Source organism: Ochrobactrum sp. P6BSIII (assembly GCF_014138065.1).
Lineage (GTDB): Bacteria > Pseudomonadota > Alphaproteobacteria > Rhizobiales > Rhizobiaceae > Brucella.
Genome location: NZ_JACGXB010000007.1, coordinates 258,205 through 284,465, shown reverse-complemented (window position 1 = coordinate 284,465; position 26,261 = coordinate 258,205). Strand labels below are relative to the sequence as shown.

Sequence of the window (26,261 nt, the reverse complement as noted above, 5' to 3'; positions counted from 1 at the left end):
TTCAACGGCACGTCTTCAGCGTCCAATTAGGGCGCTATGGCAATAAAATTACGTTAAAACAACAACTTAAGTATTTTCACCCTAATTCGTGCCAGAGATTGACACGACCCCAAACTGTCGCCAGACGCGCTGGCTCGGTTGTAGTCGCTTCCTCAACGGCCCATGTGCGCGATATGCGGGCACCGATACGTCCGGCCAGAGAATTCAAATCGTCGTACCGAATGTCGGCGGCGCCATCATTGAAGTCATCGAAGTTGATGGTTTGCCAGACGAGTTGCGCTTGCGGTTCGATTTGCCACTGGTTGCCGAGATCAAAGGGATAGCCGCCCTCAAGCGAGGCCGCAAAACCGAACCCTTTCACATCCTGATCGGGAAAGCCAAACTCCGTGGCCCTGTTCGAGCTGGTTGTCATGTTGTACCAGGTGCCTTGCAGGACGCCATCGAGATACCAGCCATTGTCTCCAAGACGCGTCCAGTAGCCACCGACGGAATATGCATCGAAATCATTGCGCCCTGCATCGCGCGTTTCGATCAGCCGGTTCTGGGTCACATCCATGCGTCCGTGACCATAAGCGAGATACATGCCGGCATGATCGGTAACGCCGTCTGCTTCGTGTCGATAGAAATCGAGCCCGGCCTGTATCGCGCCAAACCGGTAGTCGTATTCGGGCGCGCCATCGTAAATGCCATTGGTGTCGCCGTTACGGTGCCCCGAATGACCCAGTCCCCGAACCCAGTAGCCGTTGAACTTCGGGTCAGCGCCAATATCCGTGCGGCCTTTAAGTTGTTCCTCTTCGCCGACGCGCTCATGATAGGAGCCTATCAACTGCCTGCCATAAATCGCTCCCATCGAAGGGATCGCGGCATAAAGAGACACTTCAGGACGGTAATCCGGCGTCGGATCCGGGATTGGCGGCACCGGTGGACTTGGTGGGGCCGGAGGATTCGGAGGGGTGGGCGGCACTGGCGTGATTTCCGACCGGAGATACCAGTTCTCTTCGCCAGAAGCGTCAACGCTGCTTCGATAAAGCGAATATTCGTAAGGGCCTGCCACGACCGGTGCGATGAGATGGAACGCTCCGGCGCTGGTCGTTCCGTCGTTAACCGTATCGACAACGAGAATGCCGTTTCCCGTGGTAAGCGCCCCTTGTCCGCCAGCATTGGCGATCAGCAACCGGCTCGAACCGGATGCAGTGCCGCCATCAATAATCAGGCTGTCGGATGGAGAGCCGTCTGTATCAAGATAGGTATTGAGGCCAATCTGGCCCGCATTGCCGGTATAGTTGCCGACAGTCAGTGTCTTGTAAGTACTGCCGTCGGGCGCGCTGAACTGAATGAGACTATCAGTGTTGGTAAGTTCAGTGATGTTCGAGTTGCCAGTGACGTTCCATTTCGAATTATCGGACAAGGACAGGTTTGATGTGCTGCCGGCTTCTGTCTGGGCTGCTCCTGTCAGCTGAGAGTCGGATGCCGTTAAATCGAGACGCGCTTCACTGGCTACTTCGAGAACATTGGAATTTCCGGTGACGGACGACGAGGTCAGATCGAGGTCGAGAAATGCCGTACCGCCAAAGACGCGAATAGCTGTCGCATTGGCTGCTGTTATTTCAGCGCCCGAAATTTGCGCCGTGTTATTGCCTGCTGCGCCATAAAGCGCGCGCGCGCTGGTTCCTACTGTCGAAATCGAACCGCCGGTCATCGTCAGGTTGCTATTGCCACTCAGATAGATGCCAGAAGAAGATGCTCCTGTCGTGCTGACAGATGTGTCAGTCAAGGTGACGGTTGCGGAAGTGCCGGTTTGAATGCCTGTCAGACTGCTCTCGATAGACGAGTTGGTCAGTGAAAGAGTGCCTTGCAAGACGACAGCGCCGCGCTCGGCGCCAGAAATTACCGTCAGTCCGGTACCAGTTATGCTGGAGCCCGGAGCATCGATCCAAAGCGCGAGGCCGCTTCCTGTTTCGACCATACTGTCGATAAGTGTAATCTGACTGTCGGAAAAGGCTGCGACACCCGTCGCGATCAATGCATTGATGGTACTGTTACGCATCTCGATGCGGCCTGTAGTTCCAGCGATAATGCCGTAACCCACATTGTCGATCTGGATATCAGTCCCGTCGGCGGTGACAAGGCTACCGCCAGAGGAGACGATTCCATCGGCACCGCTGCCCGTCGTATGGATTGTTGTGCCGTTGTAGAGATTTATTTGAGAACTCCGCAGGGCCTGTGCGCCGATGGCATTGCCGCCGCCAGTCGTAATCGTGAGGGGTGAAAAGCTCTGAATATTGCCGCCGTTGCGCGACAGCAGCGCAATGCCATCGGTTCCGCCCGTCGTTCCTGTATCAATGGTGCCCGAGGCGGTGACGGTGACACCGTCGGCCAAAACCTGCTGAGCGATAGCTAGACGCGGTGAAAACGACAGCGTGCACAAGAAAGTCGCAGAAGAAAGCAGACTGACCAGCAGCCGACTGACAGACTTGTGTGGCATTACAGATGACAGGTTGAACATTCGCACCTCTCCGTCCCACTCGTCGGAGATTAGCTCATGATTCTTTAGGTGGAAAAAGCTTGTTACAGTAAAGTACGCTCGTTCTGACGCACATAAGATGGATAATTGTCCGGGTAACGGCGATCAACCTTGACTTTTTTCTTTGTTGGAAAGCGATGTATACTCATCAGAAAGAAAGTCGAGGAGCGCGCGAACGGAGGGGAGAAGACCCCGGCGTGACGGAAAAGCGGCGTGGATTATGCCGGTACGCGGCGCCCAACCGGGCAGGACGTCGACGAGTTGTCCGGCTTTCACATCCTCTTCAATCACCATCGTGGGAAACTGGCAAACGCCAATACCTTGAAGGGCGGCCAGTCGTAACGCCACCATGTCATCGGTGATCAGCGAGGGCTTGTAGGGGATTTCAACCGTTGCGCCGTTCGGGCCTTGTAGGTTCCATTCGAAGTTGTTTTTGGACGATCCCCAGGCAAGACTTGGCATATTGGCAAGGTCGGCTGGCGCTGGTCGGTGACCGTCCGTGAAAAATTTCGGACTTGCCACCAGTCGTTGGCGGCTGTCCGCCAATTTGCGGATGATGAGATCGCTATCGTCGAGCGGAGGAAACCGCACCCGAATGGCAAGATCGAAGCCCTCGCGGATGACATCCACCCGTCGATTAGTGCTTTCCAGCTCCACTTTCACTTTGGGATATTTCGCCATAAAACGCGCAATCATTTCTCCGACCTGAAAATAGATCACAGAGGCTGGGCAGCTCACACGCACCGTGCCTTTCGGTTCCACTTGCATGCGGGCAATAACGTCGAGAGCCGCATTGGCCTCCACCATCATGGCAAGGCAATGGCGATAAAACTCCTGACCGAGTTCGGTCACTGCGAACTGTCGGGTCGTTCGTTGGATGAGGCGGACGCGAAGATCTTCTTCCAACAGGCCGATCCGGCGGCTCAGACGAGAACGCGGTAGGCCAAGTTGTCTGGCTGCGGCTGAAAAGCCGCCAAGTTCCACGACTTTCACGAATAGGCGCAAATCATTGAGATCGGTCACGGCTGCTCTTTCATTGTCCTGTTTTCAGGACAGATTAACCCGAAATCCGATCTACAGGCCAGTTTGTTTCATTCCTATCTTGCTCTCAGACGATGAATTCAACGCTGTTCACACAGCAAACGAGTGAAAAGGAGAACCGAAATGAGCAGCCCAGCAAACTTCCATGGTGAGCGTCCGATAATCGATCCGAACGATGCAGTCATGCTTCTGATCGATCATCAAAGCGGTCTGTTTCAGACTGTTGCGGACATGCCAATGCCGGTCCTGCGTAATCATGCAACAGCGCTTGCCCGCATGGCGACGCTGACGAAGATGCCGGTCATCACGACGGCATCTGTGCCGCAGGGCCCCAATGGCCCGCTGATTCCCGAGATTCATGAGAACGCGCCCCATGCTCAATATGTGGCAAGGCGAGGCGAGATCAACGCTTGGGACAATTCCGAGTTCGTCAAGGCAGTTAAGGCGACCGGTCGCAAAACGCTTATTATCGCAGGTACAATTACCAGCGTTTGCATGGCGTTCCCGGCCATCAGCGCGGTTCAGGATGGATATAAAGTATTCGCTGTCGTCGACGCTTCCGGCACCTATTCCAAGATGGCGCAGGAAATCACGTTGGCACGCATTGTTCAGGCCGGAGTCGTGCCGATGGACACGGCCGCGGTGGCGTCGGAACTCCAGAAGACGTGGCATCGCGACGATGCGCAGGAATGGGCGAATGTCTATACGAAGATTTTCCCTCCCTACCAGCTTCTGATCGAGAGCTACATGAAGGCTCAGGACGTCGAAAAGAACAAAGAGCAGCTCGATTCACAGCGCAGCTGATCAGAACGAGAAGGGGCGGTAATCATTGCCGCCCTTTTTGCAATTGAAGCGTCTGGTTTGACTATATTCCTCTACGGCGCCTGCTTCGGATGGGGATTGCTTAAATTGATACGATCATATGAATTGGAGATGCATAATCAAACCATCATGTGATTGACGGTTGATCGCTATTCACGAAATTATAGCCCATCTACATAGCTTATATGCAAGGGAGGTTTGCATGTGGAGGGTTGGAATTGACGTTGGCGGTACTTTTACGGATTTGTTTGCCTGGGAGGAAAAGACCGGCAATCAGGTTACCGCTAAAGTCCTGACAACAAAGCAGGATCGTTCCATCGCAGTCCTTGAATCCATTGAAAAGGCCGGGATTGATATTTCGGATATTTCATATCTGATGCATGGCACAACGACTGCGACCAACGCGCTGATTGAGCGTAGCTATCCCGATGCTGCGTTCATCACGACCGATGGTTTTCGCGATACGATCGAAATAGGGCGCCAGCATCGTCAGTACCTATACGATCCCTACCAGACAAAGCCCAAGCCGGTTATTAAGCGGCGGTACCGGTACACGATCCCGGAGCGCGTGAATGTTCGCGGTGAATCCGAACGTCCGATGGATGTCGGCGCGGCGCGTGAGGTCGCTTCCAGAATTAAAGAGGCGGGCATTCAGTCTGTTGGTATCGGCTTTATCAACTCCTATGTCGATGCGCAGCATGAAGAACAAATGCGCGATATTCTGTTCGAATATTGCCCGGACATTCATGTTGTTCTCTCTGCGGAAACGCGTCCGATTTTCCGCGAACATGGCCGCTTTGTAACGACTGCCGTTCGTGCGGCCTGCATGCCGGTCATGGTCAAATATATGGACGATCTGGAGAACCGCCTTGGTCAACACGGCTTTGGTGGAAAACTCCTGATCCTGAAGAGCAGCGGCGGTGTCATGTCGGCTGGTGCAGCACGCCAGCATCCGGAAGACATGCTGGAATCCGGTCCGGCTGGCGGTGTGGCCTATGCCGGGTATCTTACCAAGCAGAGCGGCTTTGAGCGCATCTTGCACACCGACGTTGGCGGTACGAGCTTCGATGTTTCCATCGTCGAGAATGGCAAAGGTCTGATTACGCGCGATCACGAACTTGAATGGGAAGTGCCGATCGTCGTTCCCATGCTTGACATCCACAGCGTGGGTTCGGGTGGTGGCTCCATCGGCTGGGTTGATCAGGGTGGTTCCTTGCGCGTGGGTCCCAAAAGCGCGGGTTCCGAGCCGGGGCCGGTATGCTATGGCAGGGGCGGTACGCAGCCGACAATCACCGACGCCAATTTGATCCTTGGTCGTCTCGATCCGACGCTGAATGGCAAGTTTGATCTGGACGCAGTGGCTGCTGAAAAGGCTATTTCCGCACTTGCGGAGAAGATCGGACTGTCCACGCTTGCGACTGCCGAGGGCATGATCCGGATCGGTTGCGAATACATGGCTCAAGCCGTCAAAAAAGTTCTCGTTGCTCGTGGTCGTGATCCGCGTGATTTCGTCTATGCGAGCTTCGGTGGCGCAGGTGCGTTGCATGCCTGTATTGTGGCCAAGTCGATGAATATTCCAAAGGTCATCGTTCCGCCACATGCAGGTGTGGCCTCGGCATTTGGCGCAACAGCAATGGATCTGCGTCAGGATATTGAGCAGTTCTATTATTCGCCGGTCAAGGAAGCGGACCTTGGCAAAATCAATGCCATTTTTGCGGATTTGGAAGCGAAAGCCACACAAGCCTTGCTGGATCAGGGTTTCCAGAACAAGAGTGATATCGAACTCATCCGAACGGCCCAGATGCGTTATGTCGGGCAGTCCTATGAGGTGGAAACACCCTTGCCGCAAGGGGTGCTAACGGTCGAACAGTTACCTGATATCGAGAACGATTTCCATGCTGTTCACAAGCAGGAGTTTGGCGTCAGTTCTGAAGACTTTGCGCCGACTTTTGTTTCCTTCGGTGTTACGGCAATTGGCCGGATGGAGGATCCGCCAGCAGTCGAAATCGCGCAGTCTTCAGGCGAAGAGATTCTCAAAGGCCAACGCGATGTCTATTTCGATGGCGAATGGACCAGTTGCAACGTCTATGACGGTGAAGCGCTGGGTGCCCGACACGAGATCACCGGTCCGGCAATCATCGAATATGAGCATGCTTGTACGGTTCTGCCGCCAAAGACGCAGGCGCATGTCAACACGACAGGTTCGCTTGTCATCGACATTGAAATCTGAGGGAGGAGACAGTGATGGATAGCCAAACCACTCAACATGATGTCGATAACGACATTGATCCGATCACCTTTGAAGTCATGCGCAGCATCTTCGAGTTTGCCAGCGACCGCATGGCGACCGTGCTTCAACGATCATCCTTCTCGCCAATTCTGGCGGATATGCTTGATTTCTCCAATGCAATCTACGACGCCGACCTGCAATTGTTGAGCCAGGCTGCAAACTGTCCGGTGCATCTTGCGGCGATGAAGTTCAGCGCGGAGGAAGCCGTCAATAGCATCGGCAAGGAGAATGTTCTCGAAGGCGATGTGCTGGTTCTAAACGACCCGTATCGTGGTGGTACCCACATCAATGACATCACCTTCACCAAGCCGATCTTCTACAAAAAGCAACTGATTGGTTATGGGGTCAGCCGTGGTCATTGGATGGATCTGGGCGGCGGCGGTGCCGGCGATCAGTCTTTCAGTACCCATATTGCTGCTGAGGGTTTGCGCCTGCCGCCGTTGAAAATTTACTCGCAGGGAAAACTCAACGAAGATCTGATTGCGATTATCCTGAACAATACGCGCACGCCGCACTTCATCAAGGGCGATATTCAGGCGCATCTCGGTGCACTGTTGGCTGCCGAACAGGAAATGCAGCGCGCCTGTGATCGCTACGGCGTTGAAATTGTCCAGAAAGCCATGAAGAAAATACAGGCTTATACGGAAAAGATGGTTCGCGAGAGCATTCGCACGATCCCCAATGGTATCTATGAGGCGGAAGACTATGCCGACACAGATGGCATTAGCCAGCAACGTGTGAAGGTTAAGGTCAAGCTGGAAATTGGTGATACGTCGATCAAGGTCGATTTCACGGGAACCGACCCAATCTGCCAGGGTGCGATCAACTCTCCCCGTGCCAATACAATGTCTGCGGCGCTTTATTCCTTGCAGTTCTTCCTGGCGCCTGATGCTCCGCAAAATCAGGGCCTGTTCAACCCGATCGAAGTGGTGCTTCCAGAAGGTTGCTGGCTGAATGCCCAATGGCCAGCGCCGACTATCGGTTGTACCACGCTAACGGCATCCAAAATCACCAGTGCAATCTGGCAGGCCTTGGCAAAGGCCATTCCAGAACGGGTGACCGGGTCTACCTGTTCGGATGCGAACTGGTTCGTTGCAAGCTGCACTGACGGTCAGGGCAAGACGGATGTCTTTTCCGATCTTCCGGCAGGCGGCTGGGGTGGAACGCCTTACTCGGATGGCATGAACGTCACCATGGATCCGCTGGGCAACTGCATGAACATGGCTGCGGAAACGGCTGAACTGTTCTTCCCGATTGCCTATGAAGCTTTTGAGCTGAGAAGCGATTCAGCAGGCGCGGGTCGGTATCGCGGCGGATTGGGCGCCCGGTTCAAAGTGCGCTTCTTTGGCGGCGGCGAACTTGGCATGGAAACATCGCGCACTTTGGCTGGAAGTCCAGGCGCAGCTGGCGGTCTACCAAGCGTTGTGCAACGTGCGAGCCATATAGGAGCTGACGGTTCAGCTGCGGTGATTGGTGGTATCGATGGCGATGGTGTGTGGCATAATCCACTGTTGGCCTCGCATAAATTCGCAGCCGGCGAAACATTCATGTTCGAAAGCACTGGCGGTGGAGGTTGGGGCAACCCCAAGACGCGCGCAGTCAACGATGTGCTGGAAGATGTGCTGGATGAGTATATCACCGTGGACGCCGCCAAGGAACTTTATGGTGTGATCATCGATCCCAAGACGCTGAAGCTCGACGAAGCCGCTACTCTCGCCTTGAGAGCCTAGGCTACCGTATCAACCCGGCGAATAGCATGCGCGGCACCTTTGTGGTGCCGCGCGACGGGAAAACTTCGGCCGAAACCATCCTCCAGACCGGATCTGAGTGAGAAGGCAGAAATCATTATGAAATTCCGGTTCTCAAAGCCGCTTAAACGAAGCTACTGGCAGGAATCCATTGATCCTATCGCCCCTTGCGAGCCGTTGCAGGGGAACGAGCGGGCCGATATCGCGATTGTCGGTGGAGGCTTCGTTGGTCTGTGGACTGCGATTACTATCAAGCAACATGAGCCTGATTGCCGTGTTGTTGTTCTGGAAGCGGACGTGTGCGGCGGTGGCGCGTCTGGGAGAAACGGTGGCTTCGTCATGTCCTGGTGGCCGAAAATCGGCACGCTGAGGTCGTTCTGTAGCGAACAGGAAGCACTTTTTCTGGGTCAAAGCTCGGAAAAGGCGATCTACGAACTTGATGAGTTTTGCCAGGCCCACAACATCGATGCGCATTTTGTGCAGAAGGGATGGCTCTGGACTGCCACAACGCCAGCCCATGTCGATTCATGGAATGGAACCCTTGAGGCGTGCGAACGATTGGGAGTCAGGCCTTTTGAACGCCTCTCGAACGACGAGATCAGACGACGCACGGGTTCTACAAAGCATCTGTCCGGTGTTTTCGAAGCGTCCAATGCAACCGTACAGCCCGCAGCACTGGTGCGAGGCATGCGCCGCGTTGCGATGGAACTTGGCGTCATTATTCACGAGAATTCACCCGTTAATCAGATCGAGGCAGCTTCACCCCTTCAGCTGAAAACGGACCGGGGTGTGGTGTCAGCCGAAAAGATAGTGCTGGCGACAAATGCATGGTCTGCTTCTATACCCGAACTTGCCCGACTGATTACTCCGGTCAACAGTGCAATTGTGGTGACGCCACCGCTTGGCGCTGATCTTGACGAGCTTGGCTGGGTTGGGGGTGAATCGATTACGGACTCACAGCTGATGGTTGATTATTATCGTACCACGCGGGATGGGCGTATCGCTTTTGGTAAAGGCACAGGCGCGATCTCGTTTGGCGCGCAGATCAATGGTGTCTTCAGTGAAGACCAGAAAAGCATAGATCTCACCAAAGCGGATTTGCTCTCGACTTACCCGACTTTGGCTGGCCGCGCCGTCAGTCACAGCTGGTCTGGGCCGATTGATCGGACTTACGACAGCCTGCCTGTTTTCGGTGCTCTGAAGGGGCATCGAAGCATTTTCTACGGCATAGGCTGGAGCGGTAACGGCGTTGGTCCAAGCCGGATGGGTGGACGCATTCTTGCAAGTTTGGCGCTTGATCGTGATGACGAATGGAGCCGCTCATCCTTGGTTGGCCGCCAGTGCAGGGCGTTTCCGCCTGAGCCGCTACGTTATCTCGGCGGAAATCTGGTGCGAAACGCTGTTATTCGCAAAGAGCGGGCCGAGATGCGCGGTGTCAAGCCAGCTGTTATTGACAAGGTTCTGGCGGGACTTGCCCCTTCGGGCCTTGAAGACAAATCGTGAGGAGATGGTAATGTCGCCAGTTTTAATGCGCATTGACGATGAAGGCGCCTTTAGCGCTTACACGCCTGTTGGGACACCGACGAGCACCACGGTCGCGCAGGTGCGAACGGCTGGCGCCCTTCAAATCCCGGAAGGCACTTCTGGGATATGGGAATGTACGCCGGGGTGCTTTCGTCGCGGCGTCGCGCAAGCCGAGTTTAGCTATTTCATCGAAGGGTCTGGCTGCTTTCGCGGCGATGACGGTACGACGGTGGAGTTTCGCGCTGGCGATACCATCTATTTTGCCGCCAACACGAAAGGCGAGTGGGACATCCGGCAGACTGTGCGCAAAGCCTATGTTATTTTCGGCTAGGAGAGCTTATTGGGCAGAATGGCGGCAAACGATAACTGGCTTTAAAATTGTTTCAGAAATACAATTCAGTGAAACAGTAAGTCAGTAGAGTTGGTCCATGCCTTTGCGGATTGCAGACATTATTAATATGCCGGAACTGCGCACGCGCGCGGTCGGCGGTGAACAGGGTTTGGACCGCCTCGTCCGCTGGGCCCATGTCTGTGAATTGTCTGACCCTACCGAGTGGCTGGGTGATGGCGATTTGCTGATGACCACCGGAATTGGTATTCCCGCTGATCCCGATGCTCAAGTTAGATATATAGAGACGCTTTCGGAAGCGAGCCTGGCCGGCATGATGATCGGTGAGGATATGCAGGCTCCGGCTAACCTCGACGCTCTTAAGGAAACAGCAACACGGTTGGGCTTTCCATTGTTGTTGACCCATTATGGTGTGCCGTTCTCGAGTGTCACGAGAGCCGTGATTGATGCTGCTCGGGTGGAGGAATTTGAGCGACGCAATGCTATAGCGCGGGTGTGTGTCAGTGCGCGGGTGGCCATTGAAGGTCTGGGTCTTGAAGAACTCCTGCAGCGTTTGGGAAAAGATGTGCGTGCGGAATTGTCCTTATGGGACCCGCAGACCCATGAAGTATGGTTGCCCAAACAGACCGAGCTATCTGAAAAACTTCGTGAATTTCTCATTCAACAGAAGCCGGACGCCACAAATACCCAGCCGGTAGTCCGTAGACATGCAATGGAAGGCGGCGAAACCCTTGCCATCTCGATACCGTCTCGAAAGCGATGTGTCTTGCTGGCGCACCGCAATGGTCAGGACTATGTCGATTACAGCCTGTTGAACTATATGGCAGCGGTGCTTGGTATCGCGCTGGAGCGCTTGCATGTGGAGTGTGAGCGCAGCCTTCGTTCCGGAGCGGAACTCATGGAGGAGCTGTTTCAATTGCGCCTCTCTCGCCATCAGGCGAGCAAGCGCGTTGAGCAATTTGGGCTTCAGCTCGATGATGCACATCTCGTTGTTGTGCGGCGGGGTGCGATTCAATTTGTCGAACTGGCATCACTGTTTGAGAGAAGTGATGCAGCGGTGCTGCCCTATCCGTTGGGAGAAGAGCTGGTATTGATGACGCAGCGTGGCTTTGCGCCGCAGATTGCCAACATTCTTGAAGCGGAATTGGGTGTCGGTAATCCAATTGGAAACTGTGATCGCCTGCAAGAAGCGCTTCGCGAAGCACGACTTGCGCTTGCGCACGCCAACTCCACCCGACCTGCCGTGTTCTACGCGGAAGTCGCCGATAGATTACCTTGGCTGCCGCAGAATCTGGATGAAGCAATGCAGACCTTCCGCCAGGTTCTCGGGCGTCTCGCGGATCATGATGAAGAGTCACGGGCTTCATTGCTGCTCACATTGAAGATTTTTCTCGAACAGAACCGCTCCTGGCAGGCGTCGGCTGAAAAGCTCCATATTCACAAGGCAAGTTTGGTCTATCGAATTCGTCGCATCGAGGAATTAACCGGGCGGTCGCTTAGCAACACAGCCGATGTAACAGCCATGTGGTTGGCATTACAGGCTGCGGAGATTTTGGGACTTCCTCAAATGCGCGCAGCGAAACCTTGACCAAGCTATCGACCCGAATAGAGGGTCGGTTTCTTATCGAGAAAGTTCCTGACTGCGTCGCGAAAATCCTGAGTGTAGGTCGCCTCTATGAAAGCTGCCTGCTCTGCTTCCAGTTGCTCGGACAAGGTAAGGTCGTTGACCATAAGTCGTTTGAACAAGCCATAAGCATGGGTTGGCCCGCTCGCGATTTGGGTCACCAGTTCGCTAACCCTTGTGGTGAATTCATCATCGTTGATTATTTCATTGACGATGCCCAGCTCATAGGCCTGTGCGGCAGTGAGTTTCTGTCCCCGCAGCATAAAGGCGAATGCCGCCTGCCGCCCCAGCCTGTTCTTCAAAAACCATGTGCCGCCGCAGTCCGGTACGGTCGCCAGCTTGTCATAAGCGAGAACGAATTGGGCGGTTGTATTGGATATGACGTAATCGCAACCGAGAACCAGACTGAGGCCTGCGCCTGCCGCCGGGCCCTGAACCACCGCAATGACTGGAACGGGGCAAGCCTGCAACGCCAGAATTGCCGGATGCATGTGGCGCAAGAGTGCTTTCAACGCGAGATCAGCCTTTTCGGGATCAATGGCAAAAGCCACAATATCGCCGCCTGCGACGAAGGCGCGTCCAGCGCCGCGGAGCACAATGCAACGCAGACCCTTCGTCACAAGGGTTGCGTCGACGGCATTCTTGAACGCCTCTGCCATTGCTTCATTGAGCGCGTTCAACTTGTCTGGACGATTAAAGGTTATGGTTGCAACGCCAGTATCGGCGTTCTTATCTAGCAGGACTGGGCTCATGTACATCGTTCTCTTTTTGGGGTACCGGTTTCGATAAGTGTGTCTTAGCTCGGATTATTTGGGCCGTCTGATCGTCAGCGTTGTACTTGCCAGAATGATTGCGGTGCCAAGCAGGGTGCCGGTGCTTGGTGTGATCTGCCAGACAGCCCAAGTGACGACCATCGACCAGGGCAGGCTGGAATAAGCGAAGGGCGCTAGAAACGAGGGCGACGCCATGCGATAGGCGACTGCGCTGAGTCCGAGGGCGAGGCTGGAAAAACAGGCGGCGGCACAAAAAAGCAAGACATCGGAAGGTGCAACGGGCGTCCAATGCCGAAGCGCGATGGGCATGATGAGGAGCGCCGAGAACCCCGCGCCGTAAAAGGCGATCGACCAGATATTATCTTCGGGAGGAATATGACGCGAGCAGACCGCATTGATGGCGTATAGGAGGCTCGCCGCCACGACAAAAAGCATGGCCGGTTTGAATCCTGTTGTGCCCGGCTGAATGGCAACCACCACGCCGCCAAAGCAAAGCAATACGGCCGCCCAAGCCGAGAGGCTAATTTCCTCCTTAAGGACGGCCCAGGCGATGCAACTGATCATTACGGGTGAGAGAAACAGGATAACCGTTGCCTCCGAAACCGTCAGGTTCTCCAGTGAGCGAATGTAGAAGAATGCTGCTGTGAGGCCGATAACGCCCCGCAATGCGTGAACGTCTACTCGTTTTGTGCGGATGCTCGTTTGCTTGGTTGCGCAGCTATGGATCAGATAGAGCACGGGTAGTGCAATGAGACTGCGCACCATAATGATCGAAGATACATGGTAGCGATCAATCAGCAGTTTTGTGATTGTGTCGTTCAAAATGTAAGACAAGCTGCTAAAACAGATGAGAATTGCCGGGACTATTCGATGCAACGTCATGGCAGAAACTCTCCGGCGGGTGCTTTTCGATTGACGGTGCAGATAGATTCATTGCAACGGCGACTTGCGCTGTATCTCTTCCTCCAGGATGAACTCGATTTCTGCACAGTTTCCCCCATTTCTGACGCTATAATCGACTAAAGATAAATAAATTCAATATATTACAAAAAAGTTGGACGTTCAGCCAATATTTGTATTGACTTACAGTCTCAGAATTTGAAGATTTACTCAACAAGTTTTCCAGCAGGAGGGGATGGAGTGAGGACACGCGTTACCGAGCTTCTGAAGACGCGTTACCCAATCATCCAGGGAGGGATGCAGTGGGTAGGGAGAGCGGAGCTGGCGTCGGCAGTATCCAATGCCGGTGGGCTTGGCATTCTGACGGCGCTGACTCAGCCGACGCCAAAGGATCTGGCGCTTGAGATTGAGCGCTGCCGCCGGATGACCGAGCAGCCATTTGGTGTCAATCTCACGATCCTGCCGACGACGTCGCCTCCGCCTTATGAAGAATATCTGGATGTAGCACTGTCTTCTGGTGTCAAGATCATTGAGACTGCCGGACGAAGCCCTAAAGAGTTTATCGCCAAGATCAAATCCGCCGGCGCTATCGTGGTTCATAAGTGCACGGCGGTGCGTCATGCGCTTTCTGCTGAACGTGCAGGGGTTGATGCTGTATCCATCGATGGTTTTGAAGCTGCCGGACATCCCGGAGAAGACGATATCGGCGGCTTGATACTCTTCGCCGCTGCTGCACGACAGGTTCGGGTGCCATTGATCGCTTCGGGGGGTATTGGAGACGGTCGAGGTATGGCTGCGGCCTTGATGCTGGGCGCGGAAGGCGTGAACATGGGAACGCGCTTTTGCGCGACCAAAGAAGCGCCGATCCACGAGAACATCAAGCAGGCCTTGCTTTCCGCGAGTGAACGCGACACCAATCTTATTTTCCGCACTTTCCGTAATACGGGTCGTGTCCTGAAGAATACCATTTCTGATGAGGTTGTGACGATCGAACATCGTGCAGGAGGCGCGGAGTTTACTGATGTGCAACCACTTGTGTCGGGTAGCCGCGGACGAGCTGCGCTTTCAACAGGGACTATCGATGACGGCTTGATTTGGGCGAGTCAGGCTATTGGATTGATCGATGATATCCCGAGTTGCGGCGAGCTTATCGAGCGCATGGTATCTGATTGTCGTGCGGCGTTAGAGGGAGGGCTGGAACTCTTTTCCAATTGATGATGAAGGCCGCTCGAAACGCCTTGGAGGAGGAACGGTTCGGGTGAGCGCATAAAGCAAAATGATCTGGCAAGACAATTGCCGAAATGGGAGGAACAATGAAAACCAGGATTATGATTGCGACTGCTGTCGCGATGTTTGCCAGTGCTGCATATGCCAACGAGACCGTGAGCTATGCGTCCTATGGCGGGGCCTATCAGGAAGGCGTGCGCAAAGCCATTCTTGACCAACTGCCTGCGGATCACGGCATGACGGTGGTTGATTACGTGTTGGCTGGTGGTATACGCGACATCAGAACAAAGGTGCGCGCCAAGGCTGTCGATATCGACGTTGCGGAGCTTTATGGCGGTCTTTGCGATCTGGCCGGAACGGAAGATCTTCTCGTCCCGCTGGATTATTCCAAGATTCCCAACGCATCTGGTATTCCAGAGCATCTACGCAGCAAATACTGGGTTGGTTTTACTGCTTATACGACGGTTCTGGCCTATAACAAAAATGTCTATGGAGACAATCCACCCAAGAACTGGACCGACTTCTTCGATGTCAAAAAGTTCCCGGGTAGCCGTGCCATATCCGGCAATTCGCCCGCGACGAATATGGAAATCGCGCTCATGGCGGATGGCGTGGACAAGAAGGATATCTATCCGATCGATATGGATCGCGCGATGGCGAAGTGGCAAAAGCTGAAGCCCGACATCGCGGTCCAGTGGGCGACTGGCGCGCAGGCCACACAGCTTGCGACCTCTGAAGAGGTCGATATGCTCTCCATTTGGGCGGCCCGTATTGATGCGGCAATCAAAGAGGGCGCTCCTTACACCTATAAGCTTACCGATGCGGTGATGGATGTCGAGTGTCTTGTCATTCCAAAAAACTCGCCAAATCCTGAAGGCGCAATGCGTCTGATCAATCATTTGCTTGATCCGAAATATCAGGCGCGTCTGCCCGATTACATTTCATACGGTCCGATGAATCAGGACGCTTTTCGTCAGGGACTGGTATCACCTGAGAAGGCCGCCAGGATCATTACAAGCGGTGACAACCTGAAGCAGCAGCTCATTACCAATATGCCGTACTGGGCAAAGCACAGTGAAGAAGCCCAGACGAAGTGGGATTCAACCATGATGAAGTGACCGGTAGCCCAGGTGCGGGCGATTTGAGCCCGCACCATCTGCTGGTCCATTTCGGGTTCCCATTATTCTCACCGGTTCGACGCCCGGAATAGGCGGTGTCGTCAGATGGAACATATAGATGCCTCACTCACCGATCACGGCTCTACCGGTAACGATCCGGTCATTGTCAAAGCACTATGGATCAGTTCGCGCGGTTGATGATGTCTCATTCAACATTCAGGCGGGCGAATTCCTGACCCTGCTCGGTCCGTCGGGTTCCGGCAAGACCAGTCTTCTGATGATGATTGCAGGTTTTTCAAGGCCGACTACCGGATCGATCCGTATTGCCGATCAGGAGATCATTCACCTGCCGCCGCATAAGCGCAATATCGGCATGGTGTTTCAGAACTACGCTTTGTTTCCGCATATGTCGGTTCAGGAAAACGTCGCCTATCCGCTGCGCCTCCGCAAAGTGTCGAAGAGCGACGTCGAAACGCGCGTGAACCGGGTTCTGGATATGGTCCAGTTGTCCGGTTATGGCGCACGGCGGATCAATGAGTTGTCTGGCGGCCAGCGCCAGCGCATCGCACTAGCGCGCGCTATAATCTTTGAACCTCGCATTCTCCTCATGGATGAGCCTCTGTCCGCACTGGACAAACAGCTTCGCGAGACCATGCAGATCGAAATTCGGAAACTACATGATCGTCTTGGTATGACGACCATCTCCGTTACTCATGATCAGCGTGAGGCGCTGACCATGTCGGATCGGATTGCGGTGTTTTGCAACGGCAAACTGGCGCAGATTGCAACGCCGTCAGACCTCTATGAGAAGCCTGACAGCCGTTTCGTTGCTGAATTCATCGGCGAAACCAGCTTTTTGCCTTTGCACAAAACGCCTGATGGCTTCAGCTACGACAACAAGCCTGTGCGCTTTGCCGGAGACGTGTCCGGGCTCGGCGGTGATGCTCTGCTGTCGTTGCGTCCGGAACACCTTCGGATTGTCGTTGACGAACCGCGCGCTGAGCAGAACGGCGATAATATTTTCAAAGGGCTGGTCACCTCATCAATCTATCAAGGTGAGTGCCTCCTCTTCGAAATCATGCTGGATGGCGGCCACAAAGTCTTCACACGTGTCGCGAACCGGTCAGACAATCACGGCTCACTACCGCGCGCTGGCGAGCGTGTGACGCTCGGTGTTGAAAGGGCTGATACACGCTATGTACGGGCGGAGGCTTCGTCATGAAGGATGCAGTTATTGCAGCTCCGATAACGAGCAGCGAGCTTGATGAGAACAGTCGCCTCTTGAATAGGGAAAGACGGAACGAAATCTGGTCGATGTTGGGCCTGACAACGCCTGCGCTACTGATCGTTGGTGTCTTGATGGTGGCGCCACTGGTGTGGCTGCTTTCCATGTCTGTCATTGATGTGACCGGCCAAATGAGCTTCGAAAACTATCGGCTTTTTTTCTCGGAAGAAGCCTATGTTGAGATGTTTCTCAACACATTCCGGATTGCATTGATTGTCACGGTCATCTGTGTGCTTCTGGGCTATCCAGTCGCCTATCTGATCTCGATATTGCCGAGCAAATGGGCAGGCCTGCTGATGCTTCTGGTACTGGTTCCATTCTGGACATCGGGACTTGTACGCACCTTTGCCTGGCTCATCATTTTGCAGCGCAACGGCGTGGTCAACAAGACGCTTGCCTTCCTTGGCGTCATCGATCGGCCCCTCACGCTCGTGCACAACACGACAGGCACCGTCATCGGTATGGTGCATATCATGGTGCCGTTTCTGGTGCTGCCGCTCTATGCATCGATGAAGACAATTGATGCCAATCTGATGCGCGCTGCCGCGAATGTCGGCTCATCGCCGACCCATGCGTTCTTCCGTATATTCCTGCCTTTATCGATGCCTGGGCTTGTTGCGGGCACCGTCATGGTTTTCGTCATGTGCCTCGGCTTTTATATCACTCCGGCATTGCTGGGCGGCGGGAAGGTTAAGCTGATTGCGCAGCGTATCGAAGAGTCGATCTCGCTTTATCCAACTTGGGGACCCGCAGCAGCCCTTGCAGTACTTCTGCTTGCGATGACGGCGCTGTGCCTGTGGATCAGTCTGGTCCTTGTGCGCTGGCTCTCGTCCGGTCGTTAAGGTGAAATCATGGAATCTCACATCTCTCATCGGGATCGACTTTGGCTTTACATTCTGGTTGGCGCAGTCATCTTCTTCCTGATTGCACCCACACTGATTGTCATCCCTGTATCCTTTAGCTCCAGCACCGCACTGATATTTCCACCCGCTGGATGGTCGCTGCGCTGGTATGATGCCTTTCTTCATCAGGAGAAATGGATTGATGCGTTGTGGGTATCCTTGCGGGTTGCTTTGGGCACCATGGTGCTGGCCACGGTGACCGGCGTCGCAGCTTCCTATGCGCTCAATCAAGGCCGGTTTGGCCTGAAAAATCTCATCCGCACCACCTTGGTCGCGCCGCTCGCCGTGCCGTCGATACTAATCGCCATAGGAATATTCTTTGTCTATGCGAGCATTGGCGGAATACTCAACACGATCTGGGGCATGATATTGGGTCATTCGGTTGTGGCGATGCCTTTTGTCATCCTCACCATGACGGCCGGGTTCAGTGCCTATGACGAAAGTCAGGAAATGGTTGCGCGCAGCCTTGGCGCCAATCGGTTCAAGGCCTTTATGACCGTAACACTGCCGCAACTGAAACTATCAGTGATCACCTCCATGCTTCTGTCATTCCTGATATCCTTCGACGAGTTGATTATCTCTCTGATGGTGGCGTCCGGACCTATGTCCACACTACCGCGTGTCACATTTGCGACCTTGCGTGATGATGTCGACCCCACCCTTGCGGTGGTTTCAACAGTGATGTTGGTTGTGACTTCGGTGCCTCCATTGCTGCTGCATCTCTACAGTCTCAAGGCAGCAAAGAAGGGGGCTCAACCATGATTGATACCTTGAACGTCGAATTCGCTGGCTATCTTTCGTTGCAGCGTGAGGGATCCGTTCTCGTGATCCGCATGGTCAAACCGAAGGTCAATGCGATTTGCCGGACATTAAGCCGTCACCTGGAAAAGGCAGCATTATATCTTCAAAACGATCCGGAATTGCGCGTTGGTATTCTCACAAGCGGATCTGACAAAGCTTTTTCTGCTGGCCTCGATTTCAATGAGGCTGGTCGCGAAGATCAATCCGGTCCCGGCGCGCTGGAAGGCGGCTTTGGCGGCATTACAACCTTGTGGTCTTTGAAAAAGCCTCTTATTGCGGCCATCAATGGTCCAGCCGTTGGTGGGGGGCTGGAACTGGCCCTTGCTTGCGATATGCTTATCGCTGCGGAAAGCGCCTTTTTCCAGTTACCCGAACTGGAGCGCGGGCTTTTGCCAGATGGTGGCGGTCTTCAGCGTTTGCCGCGCCGTATTCCTTACCACGTCGCAACCGCGATGATCTGGACTGGCATGCCGATGAGTGCGCAGGAAGCCTTTCGTTGGGGGCTTGTCTATCGCGTGACGGCGAAAGAGGAACTCATGGCCGCAGCCATGTCGGTTGCCCAACACATTGCCGGAACAGCGCCACTGGCACAGCAAGCCTTGAAAGAGACCTTGCGAGCTGCGGACGGTCTTTCCGAGCGGGACGCCATGCATCTGCGCGCCGATGGAAGGGCAGATCTCGCGATATACGAAAAAATGCTGACATCGCAGGACATGATCGAAGGACAGCGCGCCTATCTCGAGAAACGCGCGCCGCAATGGAGCGGAAGCTAGAGGACCAATAACAACGGAACGTGCCCTCCAATCTAGGGCGGAAATGGGAAAAATGTTTAAGTTTATCAAAGTCGAACGGCATGGTGCCGTTGGAGTGATTGCGCTCGACCGTCCGGAAGCCCGAAATGCGCTTGCCATGGGCCTGACGATTGAATTGCGCAGGGCTCTTCGCGAAGCGGCATTGGACGCCGACATGCGCGCCTTGATCTTGACCGGTCGTGGTGGCGCATTTTCAGCTGGAGCCGACGTCAAGGAATGGGCAGCCGGCAAGACTGACTGGCCGGATATGAACTGGGTGGAAGAGTCGCTGCGTCTTGTCCAGCAGATCAACGACATGCCAAAGCCCGTGATCGCAATGATAGAAGGGGCGGCTGTCGGCGCGGGGCTCGATATGGCACTTGCCTGTGATTTTCGATATGCATCGACGAGCGCCAAGTTCATCTGTTCCTACACGAATGTCGGCTACAATCCCGACTGCGGTGGAACCTGGCTTTTGCCGAGAATTGTCGGGTTGGAGACAGCCAAACATTTCGTATATACCGGCGAATTATGGAATGCAGAAAAGGCGCTGGAGAACAGGCTGGTCAGTCATGTCAGTGCGCCTGAAAATCTTTGGGCCGAAACGCTCGCATTTGCACAAAAGCTCGCAAGCGGTCCGACGGTCGCAATCGCGCAAGCGAAGAAGCTTCTCAACGCATCCAATCTTCGCAGCCTGTCCGATCAACAGCTTGAGGAAGTACTGGCCGGGAAAATCTGCGCCAAGACGAAAGATCATGCAGAGGGTTTGGCGGCGGCCAATGAACGTCGCGCGCCGCATTTTATTGGCGCCTGAGGGGGATAGAATATGGATTTTTCACTGAGTTTCGAACAGCAGGCGCTCATCGATTCCCTGGAAGAGTTCTGCAAAAGAGAACTTTATCCGCATGAAAACATCGTTGAGGAGCTGCGTTATGTTCCCGACGAGATCAAGGACGAAATTAAACAGAAGGCGGAGGATGCCGGTTTTGCCGGCATGAATCTGCCCGAAGAATGGGGCGGTCCCGGTCTCGACAAGCAGACGAAAATGCAGGCGGAGCGCGTGCTCGGCAAGGTCAGTTCGGCGCTGACCATGTGCATGAATCGCGGGGTTACGGGTATTCTCTTCAAATGCAAGGGCGAGCAGATCGAGGAATATCTGAAGCCAGCAATCCGGGGCGAGCGCAAGGATGCTTTCGCATTGACGGAGCCGGGGGCTGGTTCCGACGCGCGGGGTATCACCACCAAAGCGGTAAAGGAAGGGGATCACTGGGTCATCAATGGGGTCAAACAATTTATCTCCCATGCTGACATCGCTGATTTCATCATTCTGATTGCCGTTACCGGCGTGGACGAGACACCGCGCGGGCGTCGGAAAAGGTTTACGTCATTCCTTATCGATAAGTCTTTGCCGGGTGTCCGTGTTGAGCCGATGAAATCGATCGTGACACGCGGTTACAATCCGACCATGGTGTATCTTGAAGATGTGCGCGTGCATGAAGACAAGATATTGGGCGAGGAAGGCAAAGGCTTTGATATGGCCAATGAATGGCTTTATGACGGTCGCGTTGCCTTGTCGGCACATTGTGTAGGGCGCGCTGAACGCATCTTCGAGATGAGCAAGGAATGGGCGGGTACGCGCAAGGCATTTGGTAAGACCATTGGCGAGTTTCAGGGCGTCGGTTTCAAGATAGCCAACATGGCTGTAGATGTTAGGCTGGGCGATCTGATGGTGAAGGAGGCGGCCTGGAAGATCGAAAATGGATTGATGAACCGGACGGAAGCCTCGATGGTCAATTACTATTGCTCTGAGATGGTTTTCCGGGTCGCGGACAATTCGGTTCAAATCTTTGGCGGCATGGGACTTATGGAAGAATTCCCGATACAGCGCTTCTGGCGTGATGCCCGTATCGAGCGCATATGGGAAGGAACGTCGGAAGTTCATCAGGATATCATCGCCAGGGATCTGCTGAGCCCTTATCGACAATAATTGACGCAGGATTCCGTATTTTAGAAGGTAGCTGATGAGAAGACAGAGCAAACCACGGCAGACGAATGAAATCAGGAAGCAGGAGCTGATCGTTGCTGCGTTGAATTCGATCATCAAGAACGGATATCTGAATTCGACGATTAACACGATCAGCGATGAATCCGGGTTCTCGCGCGGACTGATCAATCATTACTTTGCCAGCAAAGAGGATTTGCTGACGGCTGCTCATCGCTATTATCTTCAAAATGCGGATGATTTTTATCGTCATCTGATGACATCGACCACCACTGGTAACTTCCAACGGCTGATTTTTGCAGCCTCCGGCCCGTTTCTTCGCGATATCGGGTATCACCCGCTGCTGATCCACTACATGAGCGCAGCTTGGGTGGTGCCTGAGATACTCGCGCTCCATCGCAGTCTGTGGGGGAAGTATCGGTCGTTCATCGAACGACGGCTGCTGGCTGTTGCCCATGACAAGGGTATGGAGATTGACGTGCGGCTGGAAGCTATCACACTGACCCAGCTGGCAGACGGCTTGTGGCTTGGCCGTGTCATGGAGCAGACCTACACGGATGAGGAATGCTGCATCATTCTTCGCAAATGGCTTTGCGGTTTGTTCGGCGAAAAGCCGGAAGACTATCCGTTGAGGCCGGACTTCGGGGTGGATGAGTTTCCAACATCAGCGCCTTTGCCAAAGAGATTTAATACCTATCCCAACCAATCCGACGATCACTGATACGTCGCGGAGGCGATAGGGGAGCGTTCACGGGAGGAAAGAATGCTAAAAACCCATGCGCTTGCGCAGGATGGATTCGTGCGCCCAGCGTTGAGAGAGAATTTCAGGCGATTGCTGGCGCCAAAGACCATGGCTTTCATCGGGGGCGGTCAGGTTGAATCGACCCTGAAAACCTTGCGCGAGCAGGATTTCGCAGGCGAGGTTTATGTGGTCAATCCAAAGCGCAGCGAGATTGCTGGCTATCCATGCGTCGCATCGATAGCCGATCTGCCTGTTTCTCCCGATGCGGTCTTTCTGGCTGTGAATGCTGACGCAACGATTGTCGCGTTGCGGCAACTGGAAGCGCTCAAGGCCGGGGGTGTCGTTTGTTATGCTTCTGGCTTCTCAGAGATCGGCGAAGCAGGCATGGCACGTCATGAGGCTTTCATTGAAGCGTCTGGTGACATGGCTGTGGTTGGTCCCAATTGTTATGGCCTGGTCAACTACGTCAATCACGGCAGCATCTGGCCAGCTCTTTATCCGCAGCTTAAAGGCGGTCGCGGTGCAGCTGTCATTTCGCAAAGCGGCAATGTGACCGGGCATCTGGTGTCGAACAGCCGTTCGGTCCCTTATTCCTATCTTATCAGCGCGGGTAATCAGGCTGTCCTCGGGTTTGAAGACTATATTGACTGCCTGATCGATGATCCCAATGTCACCTGTCTTGGCCTGTTTATGGAAGGAATCCGCGATGTGGAAGCCTTTTCGCGGGCTTGCCTGCGAGCGCGGTCACACAAGATACCGGTGATTGTTTACAGGTCTGGCCGGTCGGAACTCGGCGCGGTTATGGCGGCTAGCCATACCAGCTCGCTGGCGGGGCAAAATGAGTATTATGAAGCGCTTTTCAAAAAGCTGGGCGTGCTGGAGACTGATACGGTTCCACAGTTCCTGGAGATGATGAAACTCGCTTCGATCTGCGAACCTTTGGGCGGCGATCGGGTCACGGTGTTCTCAAGTTCGGGCGGTGACAACGGCCTTGCAGCGGACTATTGCTCTTTCTCAGGCTTGAAATTGCTGCAGCCGGACAAGCATCAGGTCGATACGATCAAGCCGATGTTGCCGGATTTCGGGCATGTCTCCAATCCTCTCGATTTTACAGCCGGTTATTGGGGTAGCGAGCCGTTGCTCACTCCGATGTTTACAACCATGCTGGAGGGTGACGTCGACGCCGGGATTCTTGTGATCGATTATCCGCCCGTCGGATCACCCTACAAAGACAAATCAGCCCATCAGGCGATGGATCGCGCTTTGGCTGCGGCGGGACGTGCAACCGGCAAGCCGGTCTTTCATGCATCGGTCAATACTGAGAGTATCCCTCCGGAAGATGCCGCCATGCTTATCGAGCAGGGTATTGTGCCTTTGAACGGTCTGCATGACGCGGCTCGCATTATCGCATTGTGGGCAGGCTATTGCGCAATGATCGCGAAAGACACTGAGACCGGGTGCCACAAAATTTCGCTGCCGCCGCCTGTTGGCAGAAGGTTGTCGAATGCCGATGCTAGGGTTGTGCATGAAGCGGAATCCAAGCGGCGGCTGAGCGCCTTTGGGTTGCCCATACCGGCTGGGCGCGTCATTTCGCTTCCAGAAATACACACGCTCCCTGAACATTTCAAAAAGCCGGTCGTGTTGAAAGTGCTGCATGAAAAGCTGGCACACAAGACCGAAGTTGGCGGCGTTGCATTGAACATCAAGTCTCGCGCCGACGCGATTATCGCTGCCGAGAGGATGGTCGCATCCGTTGAACGTCACGATCCGTCGATCAGGCTTGAAAACTTCCTGCTTGAGCCGATGCAGTCTGCGCCTCTTGCCGAGCTGATTGTCGGCGTCAAAAAGGACCCGCTATTCGGTCAGGTTTTGGTGATTGGCGCAGGTGGCATTCTGGTGGAACTGCTCAAGGATGCGGCCACCTTGCTTCTCCCGGTCACACGGGATGAAGTGAGTTCGGCGCTCCGAAACCTGAAAAGCTTCAGTCTGCTTGACGGTTTCCGCGGGCAGCCAAAGGCCGATCTCGATGCGGTTGAGGATGCAATCATGGCAATCGCGAGCTATGCCGACGAGCATCATGAAACCTTGCTTGAACTCGACGTTAATCCGTTGATGGTGGGGCCTGATGGTGCTGTCGCGGTGGATGCGCTCATTGTTGAGACAGTCGGGGCTTGACCAAAGCCCCACGCTTTTGACGGGATACTGTAATCTGGGATTGGAGGACACATGACCGATAATAGCTTAACCGGAGCCGAGGCTCTCGTGCACACCCTCGTTGAGGGAAAAGTCGATACATGTTTTGCCAATCCCGGTACCAGCGAAATGCATTTTGTTGCCGCTCTCGATACCATTCCGGGTATCCGGTGTGTGCTGGGGCTGCAGGAGAACACGGTTACCGGTATGGCTGACGGCTATTATCGTGTGACCCAGCGGCCAGCCGTTACGCTTCTTCATTGTGGACCGGGTTATGCCAATGGCATCGCCAATATCCATAATGCAAAACGCGCGGGCAGCGGCATGCTGAATATCGTTGGCGATCACGCGATGGATCATGTCGCCTATGACAGCCCGCTGACTGCGAATGTCGAGGCGCTGGCAGGCGGTACATCGCAGTGGGTCCGCTTTGGAACCGATCCGGCGAAGATTGGTGACGACGCATTGGCAGGTTTGGCTGCCGCCTCGTCCGGGAATGGTAAAATCGCTTCGCTTGTGCTTCCGGCGGACGTCTCGTGGAGCAAAGGCGGTGTGATCGCTCGAGATTATACTGCCGGAAAACCTGAGCCATTTGTTAAGGAGGCCGTCGATCAGGTTGCCAAGGCCCTTGGCTCGGGAAAAAGGGCACTCATATTGCTCGGCACTGCGGGACTAAGTGCTGATCTCCATCCGCTGCTGCATGGAATTTCCGTCAAGAGTGGCGCCGCATTGATGGGAAGTCCGATGATTGCGCGACAACCCAAAGGACGGGGACGTCTGAACCTGCCAGCCGTACCCTACTCGGTCGCAGATGCTGTGCGCACTCTCGAACCGTATGACATCGTTATTCTGGTGGGATGTCCGCCGCCGGTCGGGTTCTTCCGCTATCCGGGCTTGCCAAGTCTCACTCATCGAGAAGATGCTGAAGTCTTGACGCTGTGCACGCCTGATGAAGATGCGCATAGCGCACTTGTGGCGCTCGCGTCTCGCATAAATGCCAGTCCCATAGACGTGCCCGTTGAAAGTCAACAATTGCTTAGCCCTGAAACGGGTCCGATATCGCCGGAGACTCTGGCTCAAATCGTCGCTTCGCAACTGCCGGACGATGCAATTGTTATTAATGAGGCGTTGACCTCCGGCGGTGGGTTTGAGGCGGTTATGTCGTCAGCCGCACCATGCGATTGGCTGTCGGTCACCGGTGGCGCAATCGGCGGCGGAATTCCCCTTGCTACGGGCGCAGCTATCGGCGCGCAAGCAATGGGAGAACCTGATCGGCGCGTGATCGCCTTGCAGGCGGATGGTTCCGCAGCCTATACATTGCAAGCCCTGTGGACACAGGCGCGCGAGAACCTGCCGGTCACAACGCTCCTTCTCAACAACCGGTCCTATGCGATCCTGCTCGGTGAATATGCCAAAGTTGGCGCAAAGCCCGGCGAGACGGCGCGGGATATGATGAGCCTCGACAAGCCCGAACTTGACTGGGTTTCTCTGGCCCGTGGTTTTGGCGTGGACGCCGTATCGGTTTCAGACAATGCTGCTCTCGCAGCGGCGCTGAAAACGGCTTTGTCCAAAGACGGACCAATGCTGATCGATGTTCGTTTGTGA

21 protein-coding genes are annotated in these 26,261 nt (G+C 54.5%); 17 read left to right on the top strand and 4 right to left on the bottom strand.

Annotated elements, in window-relative coordinates; genetic code table 11:
- Positions 1–76: 76 nt before the first annotated feature.
- Positions 77–2,506 (bottom strand): autotransporter family protein, encoded by a 2,430-nt coding sequence (locus FHW00_RS12725; protein ID WP_078337223.1) that lies wholly within the window; start codon positions 2,504–2,506, stop codon positions 77–79.
- 123 nt (positions 2,507–2,629) lie between these two features.
- Positions 2,630–3,547, bottom strand: a complete 918-nt coding sequence (locus tag FHW00_RS12720) for a LysR family transcriptional regulator (protein WP_078337222.1) — start codon at positions 3,545–3,547, stop codon at positions 2,630–2,632.
- A gap of 141 nt (positions 3,548–3,688) precedes the next feature.
- Here FHW00_RS12720 and FHW00_RS12715 point away from each other — a divergent pair, with 141 nt between their 5' ends.
- The 6 genes from FHW00_RS12715 (at position 3,689) to FHW00_RS12690 (ending at position 11,886) form a co-directional block, all read left to right on the top strand.
- The gene (locus FHW00_RS12715) at positions 3,689–4,369 is read left to right on the top strand and encodes a hydrolase (RefSeq protein WP_078337221.1); all 681 of its coding nucleotides are present in this window, start codon (positions 3,689–3,691) and stop codon (positions 4,367–4,369) included.
- 220 nt (positions 4,370–4,589) lie between these two features.
- Positions 4,590–6,617, top strand: coding sequence for a hydantoinase/oxoprolinase family protein (locus tag FHW00_RS12710; RefSeq protein ID WP_078337220.1), 2,028 nt, complete (start codon positions 4,590–4,592; stop codon positions 6,615–6,617).
- Positions 6,618–6,631: 14 nt separating this feature from the next.
- Positions 6,632–8,407: a hydantoinase B/oxoprolinase family protein gene (locus tag FHW00_RS12705; RefSeq protein WP_078337219.1), complete on the top strand. Its 1,776-nt coding sequence runs from the start codon at positions 6,632–6,634 to the stop codon at positions 8,405–8,407.
- A 117-nt stretch (positions 8,408–8,524) separates the two neighbouring features.
- A complete protein-coding gene (locus FHW00_RS12700) occupies positions 8,525–9,928 on the top strand; it encodes an NAD(P)/FAD-dependent oxidoreductase (protein WP_078337218.1) in 1,404 nt (467 codons plus the stop codon).
- A 10-nt stretch (positions 9,929–9,938) separates the two neighbouring features.
- Entirely contained in the window at positions 9,939–10,280 is a 342-nt protein-coding gene (locus FHW00_RS12695) for a cupin domain-containing protein (RefSeq protein ID WP_078337217.1), read from the top strand.
- A 97-nt stretch (positions 10,281–10,377) separates the two neighbouring features.
- Complete coding sequence (locus FHW00_RS12690) at positions 10,378–11,886, top strand: PucR family transcriptional regulator (protein WP_078337216.1); 1,509 nt, start codon at positions 10,378–10,380, stop codon at positions 11,884–11,886.
- 5 nt (positions 11,887–11,891) lie between these two features.
- Here FHW00_RS12690 and FHW00_RS12685 read toward each other — a convergent pair whose 3' ends face one another.
- Together FHW00_RS12685 and FHW00_RS12680 are read right to left on the bottom strand one after the other, a co-directional pair.
- Entirely contained in the window at positions 11,892–12,674 is a 783-nt protein-coding gene (locus FHW00_RS12685; protein WP_078337215.1) for an enoyl-CoA hydratase-related protein, read from the bottom strand.
- A gap of 54 nt (positions 12,675–12,728) precedes the next feature.
- Complete coding sequence (locus tag FHW00_RS12680) at positions 12,729–13,577, bottom strand: DMT family transporter (RefSeq protein WP_078337214.1); 849 nt, start codon at positions 13,575–13,577, stop codon at positions 12,729–12,731.
- Between the two features lie 258 nt (positions 13,578–13,835).
- Between FHW00_RS12680 and FHW00_RS12675 the strand changes: the two genes are divergently transcribed.
- The 11 genes from FHW00_RS12675 (at position 13,836) to FHW00_RS12625 (ending at position 26,261) form a co-directional block, all read left to right on the top strand.
- Positions 13,836–14,810, top strand: coding sequence for an NAD(P)H-dependent flavin oxidoreductase (locus FHW00_RS12675; RefSeq protein ID WP_078337213.1), 975 nt, complete (start codon positions 13,836–13,838; stop codon positions 14,808–14,810).
- Between the two features lie 98 nt (positions 14,811–14,908).
- Positions 14,909–15,940 carry an ABC transporter substrate-binding protein gene (locus FHW00_RS12670; protein WP_078337212.1) on the top strand — a complete coding sequence of 344 codons (1,032 nt, stop codon included), beginning with the start codon at positions 14,909–14,911 and terminating at the stop codon, positions 15,938–15,940.
- A 118-nt stretch (positions 15,941–16,058) separates the two neighbouring features.
- Positions 16,059–17,162: an ABC transporter ATP-binding protein gene (locus tag FHW00_RS12665; RefSeq protein ID WP_078337211.1), complete on the top strand. Its 1,104-nt coding sequence runs from the start codon at positions 16,059–16,061 to the stop codon at positions 17,160–17,162.
- Positions 17,159–18,067, top strand: coding sequence for an ABC transporter permease (locus FHW00_RS12660; protein WP_078337210.1), 909 nt, complete (start codon positions 17,159–17,161; stop codon positions 18,065–18,067). Before FHW00_RS12665 ends, FHW00_RS12660 begins: the two co-directional genes overlap by 4 nt.
- A 9-nt stretch (positions 18,068–18,076) precedes the next feature.
- Positions 18,077–18,889, top strand: coding sequence for an ABC transporter permease (locus FHW00_RS12655; RefSeq protein WP_078337209.1), 813 nt, complete (start codon positions 18,077–18,079; stop codon positions 18,887–18,889).
- Positions 18,886–19,701 carry an enoyl-CoA hydratase-related protein gene (locus tag FHW00_RS12650; RefSeq protein WP_078337208.1) on the top strand — a complete coding sequence of 272 codons (816 nt, stop codon included), beginning with the start codon at positions 18,886–18,888 and terminating at the stop codon, positions 19,699–19,701. Before FHW00_RS12655 ends, FHW00_RS12650 begins: the two co-directional genes overlap by 4 nt.
- Positions 19,702–19,753: 52 nt before the next feature.
- The gene (locus tag FHW00_RS12645; RefSeq protein ID WP_078337207.1) at positions 19,754–20,533 is read left to right on the top strand and encodes an enoyl-CoA hydratase/isomerase family protein; all 780 of its coding nucleotides are present in this window, start codon (positions 19,754–19,756) and stop codon (positions 20,531–20,533) included.
- A gap of 12 nt (positions 20,534–20,545) precedes the next feature.
- The gene (locus tag FHW00_RS12640) at positions 20,546–21,706 is read left to right on the top strand and encodes an acyl-CoA dehydrogenase family protein (protein WP_078337206.1); all 1,161 of its coding nucleotides are present in this window, start codon (positions 20,546–20,548) and stop codon (positions 21,704–21,706) included.
- A gap of 34 nt (positions 21,707–21,740) precedes the next feature.
- Positions 21,741–22,442, top strand: a complete 702-nt coding sequence (locus FHW00_RS12635) for a TetR/AcrR family transcriptional regulator (RefSeq protein ID WP_078337205.1) — start codon at positions 21,741–21,743, stop codon at positions 22,440–22,442.
- Between the two features lie 42 nt (positions 22,443–22,484).
- Positions 22,485–24,638: an acetate--CoA ligase family protein gene (locus FHW00_RS12630; protein ID WP_078337204.1), complete on the top strand. Its 2,154-nt coding sequence runs from the start codon at positions 22,485–22,487 to the stop codon at positions 24,636–24,638.
- A 51-nt stretch (positions 24,639–24,689) separates the two neighbouring features.
- Positions 24,690–26,261, top strand: a complete 1,572-nt coding sequence (locus FHW00_RS12625) for an acetolactate synthase large subunit (RefSeq protein ID WP_078337203.1) — start codon at positions 24,690–24,692, stop codon at positions 26,259–26,261.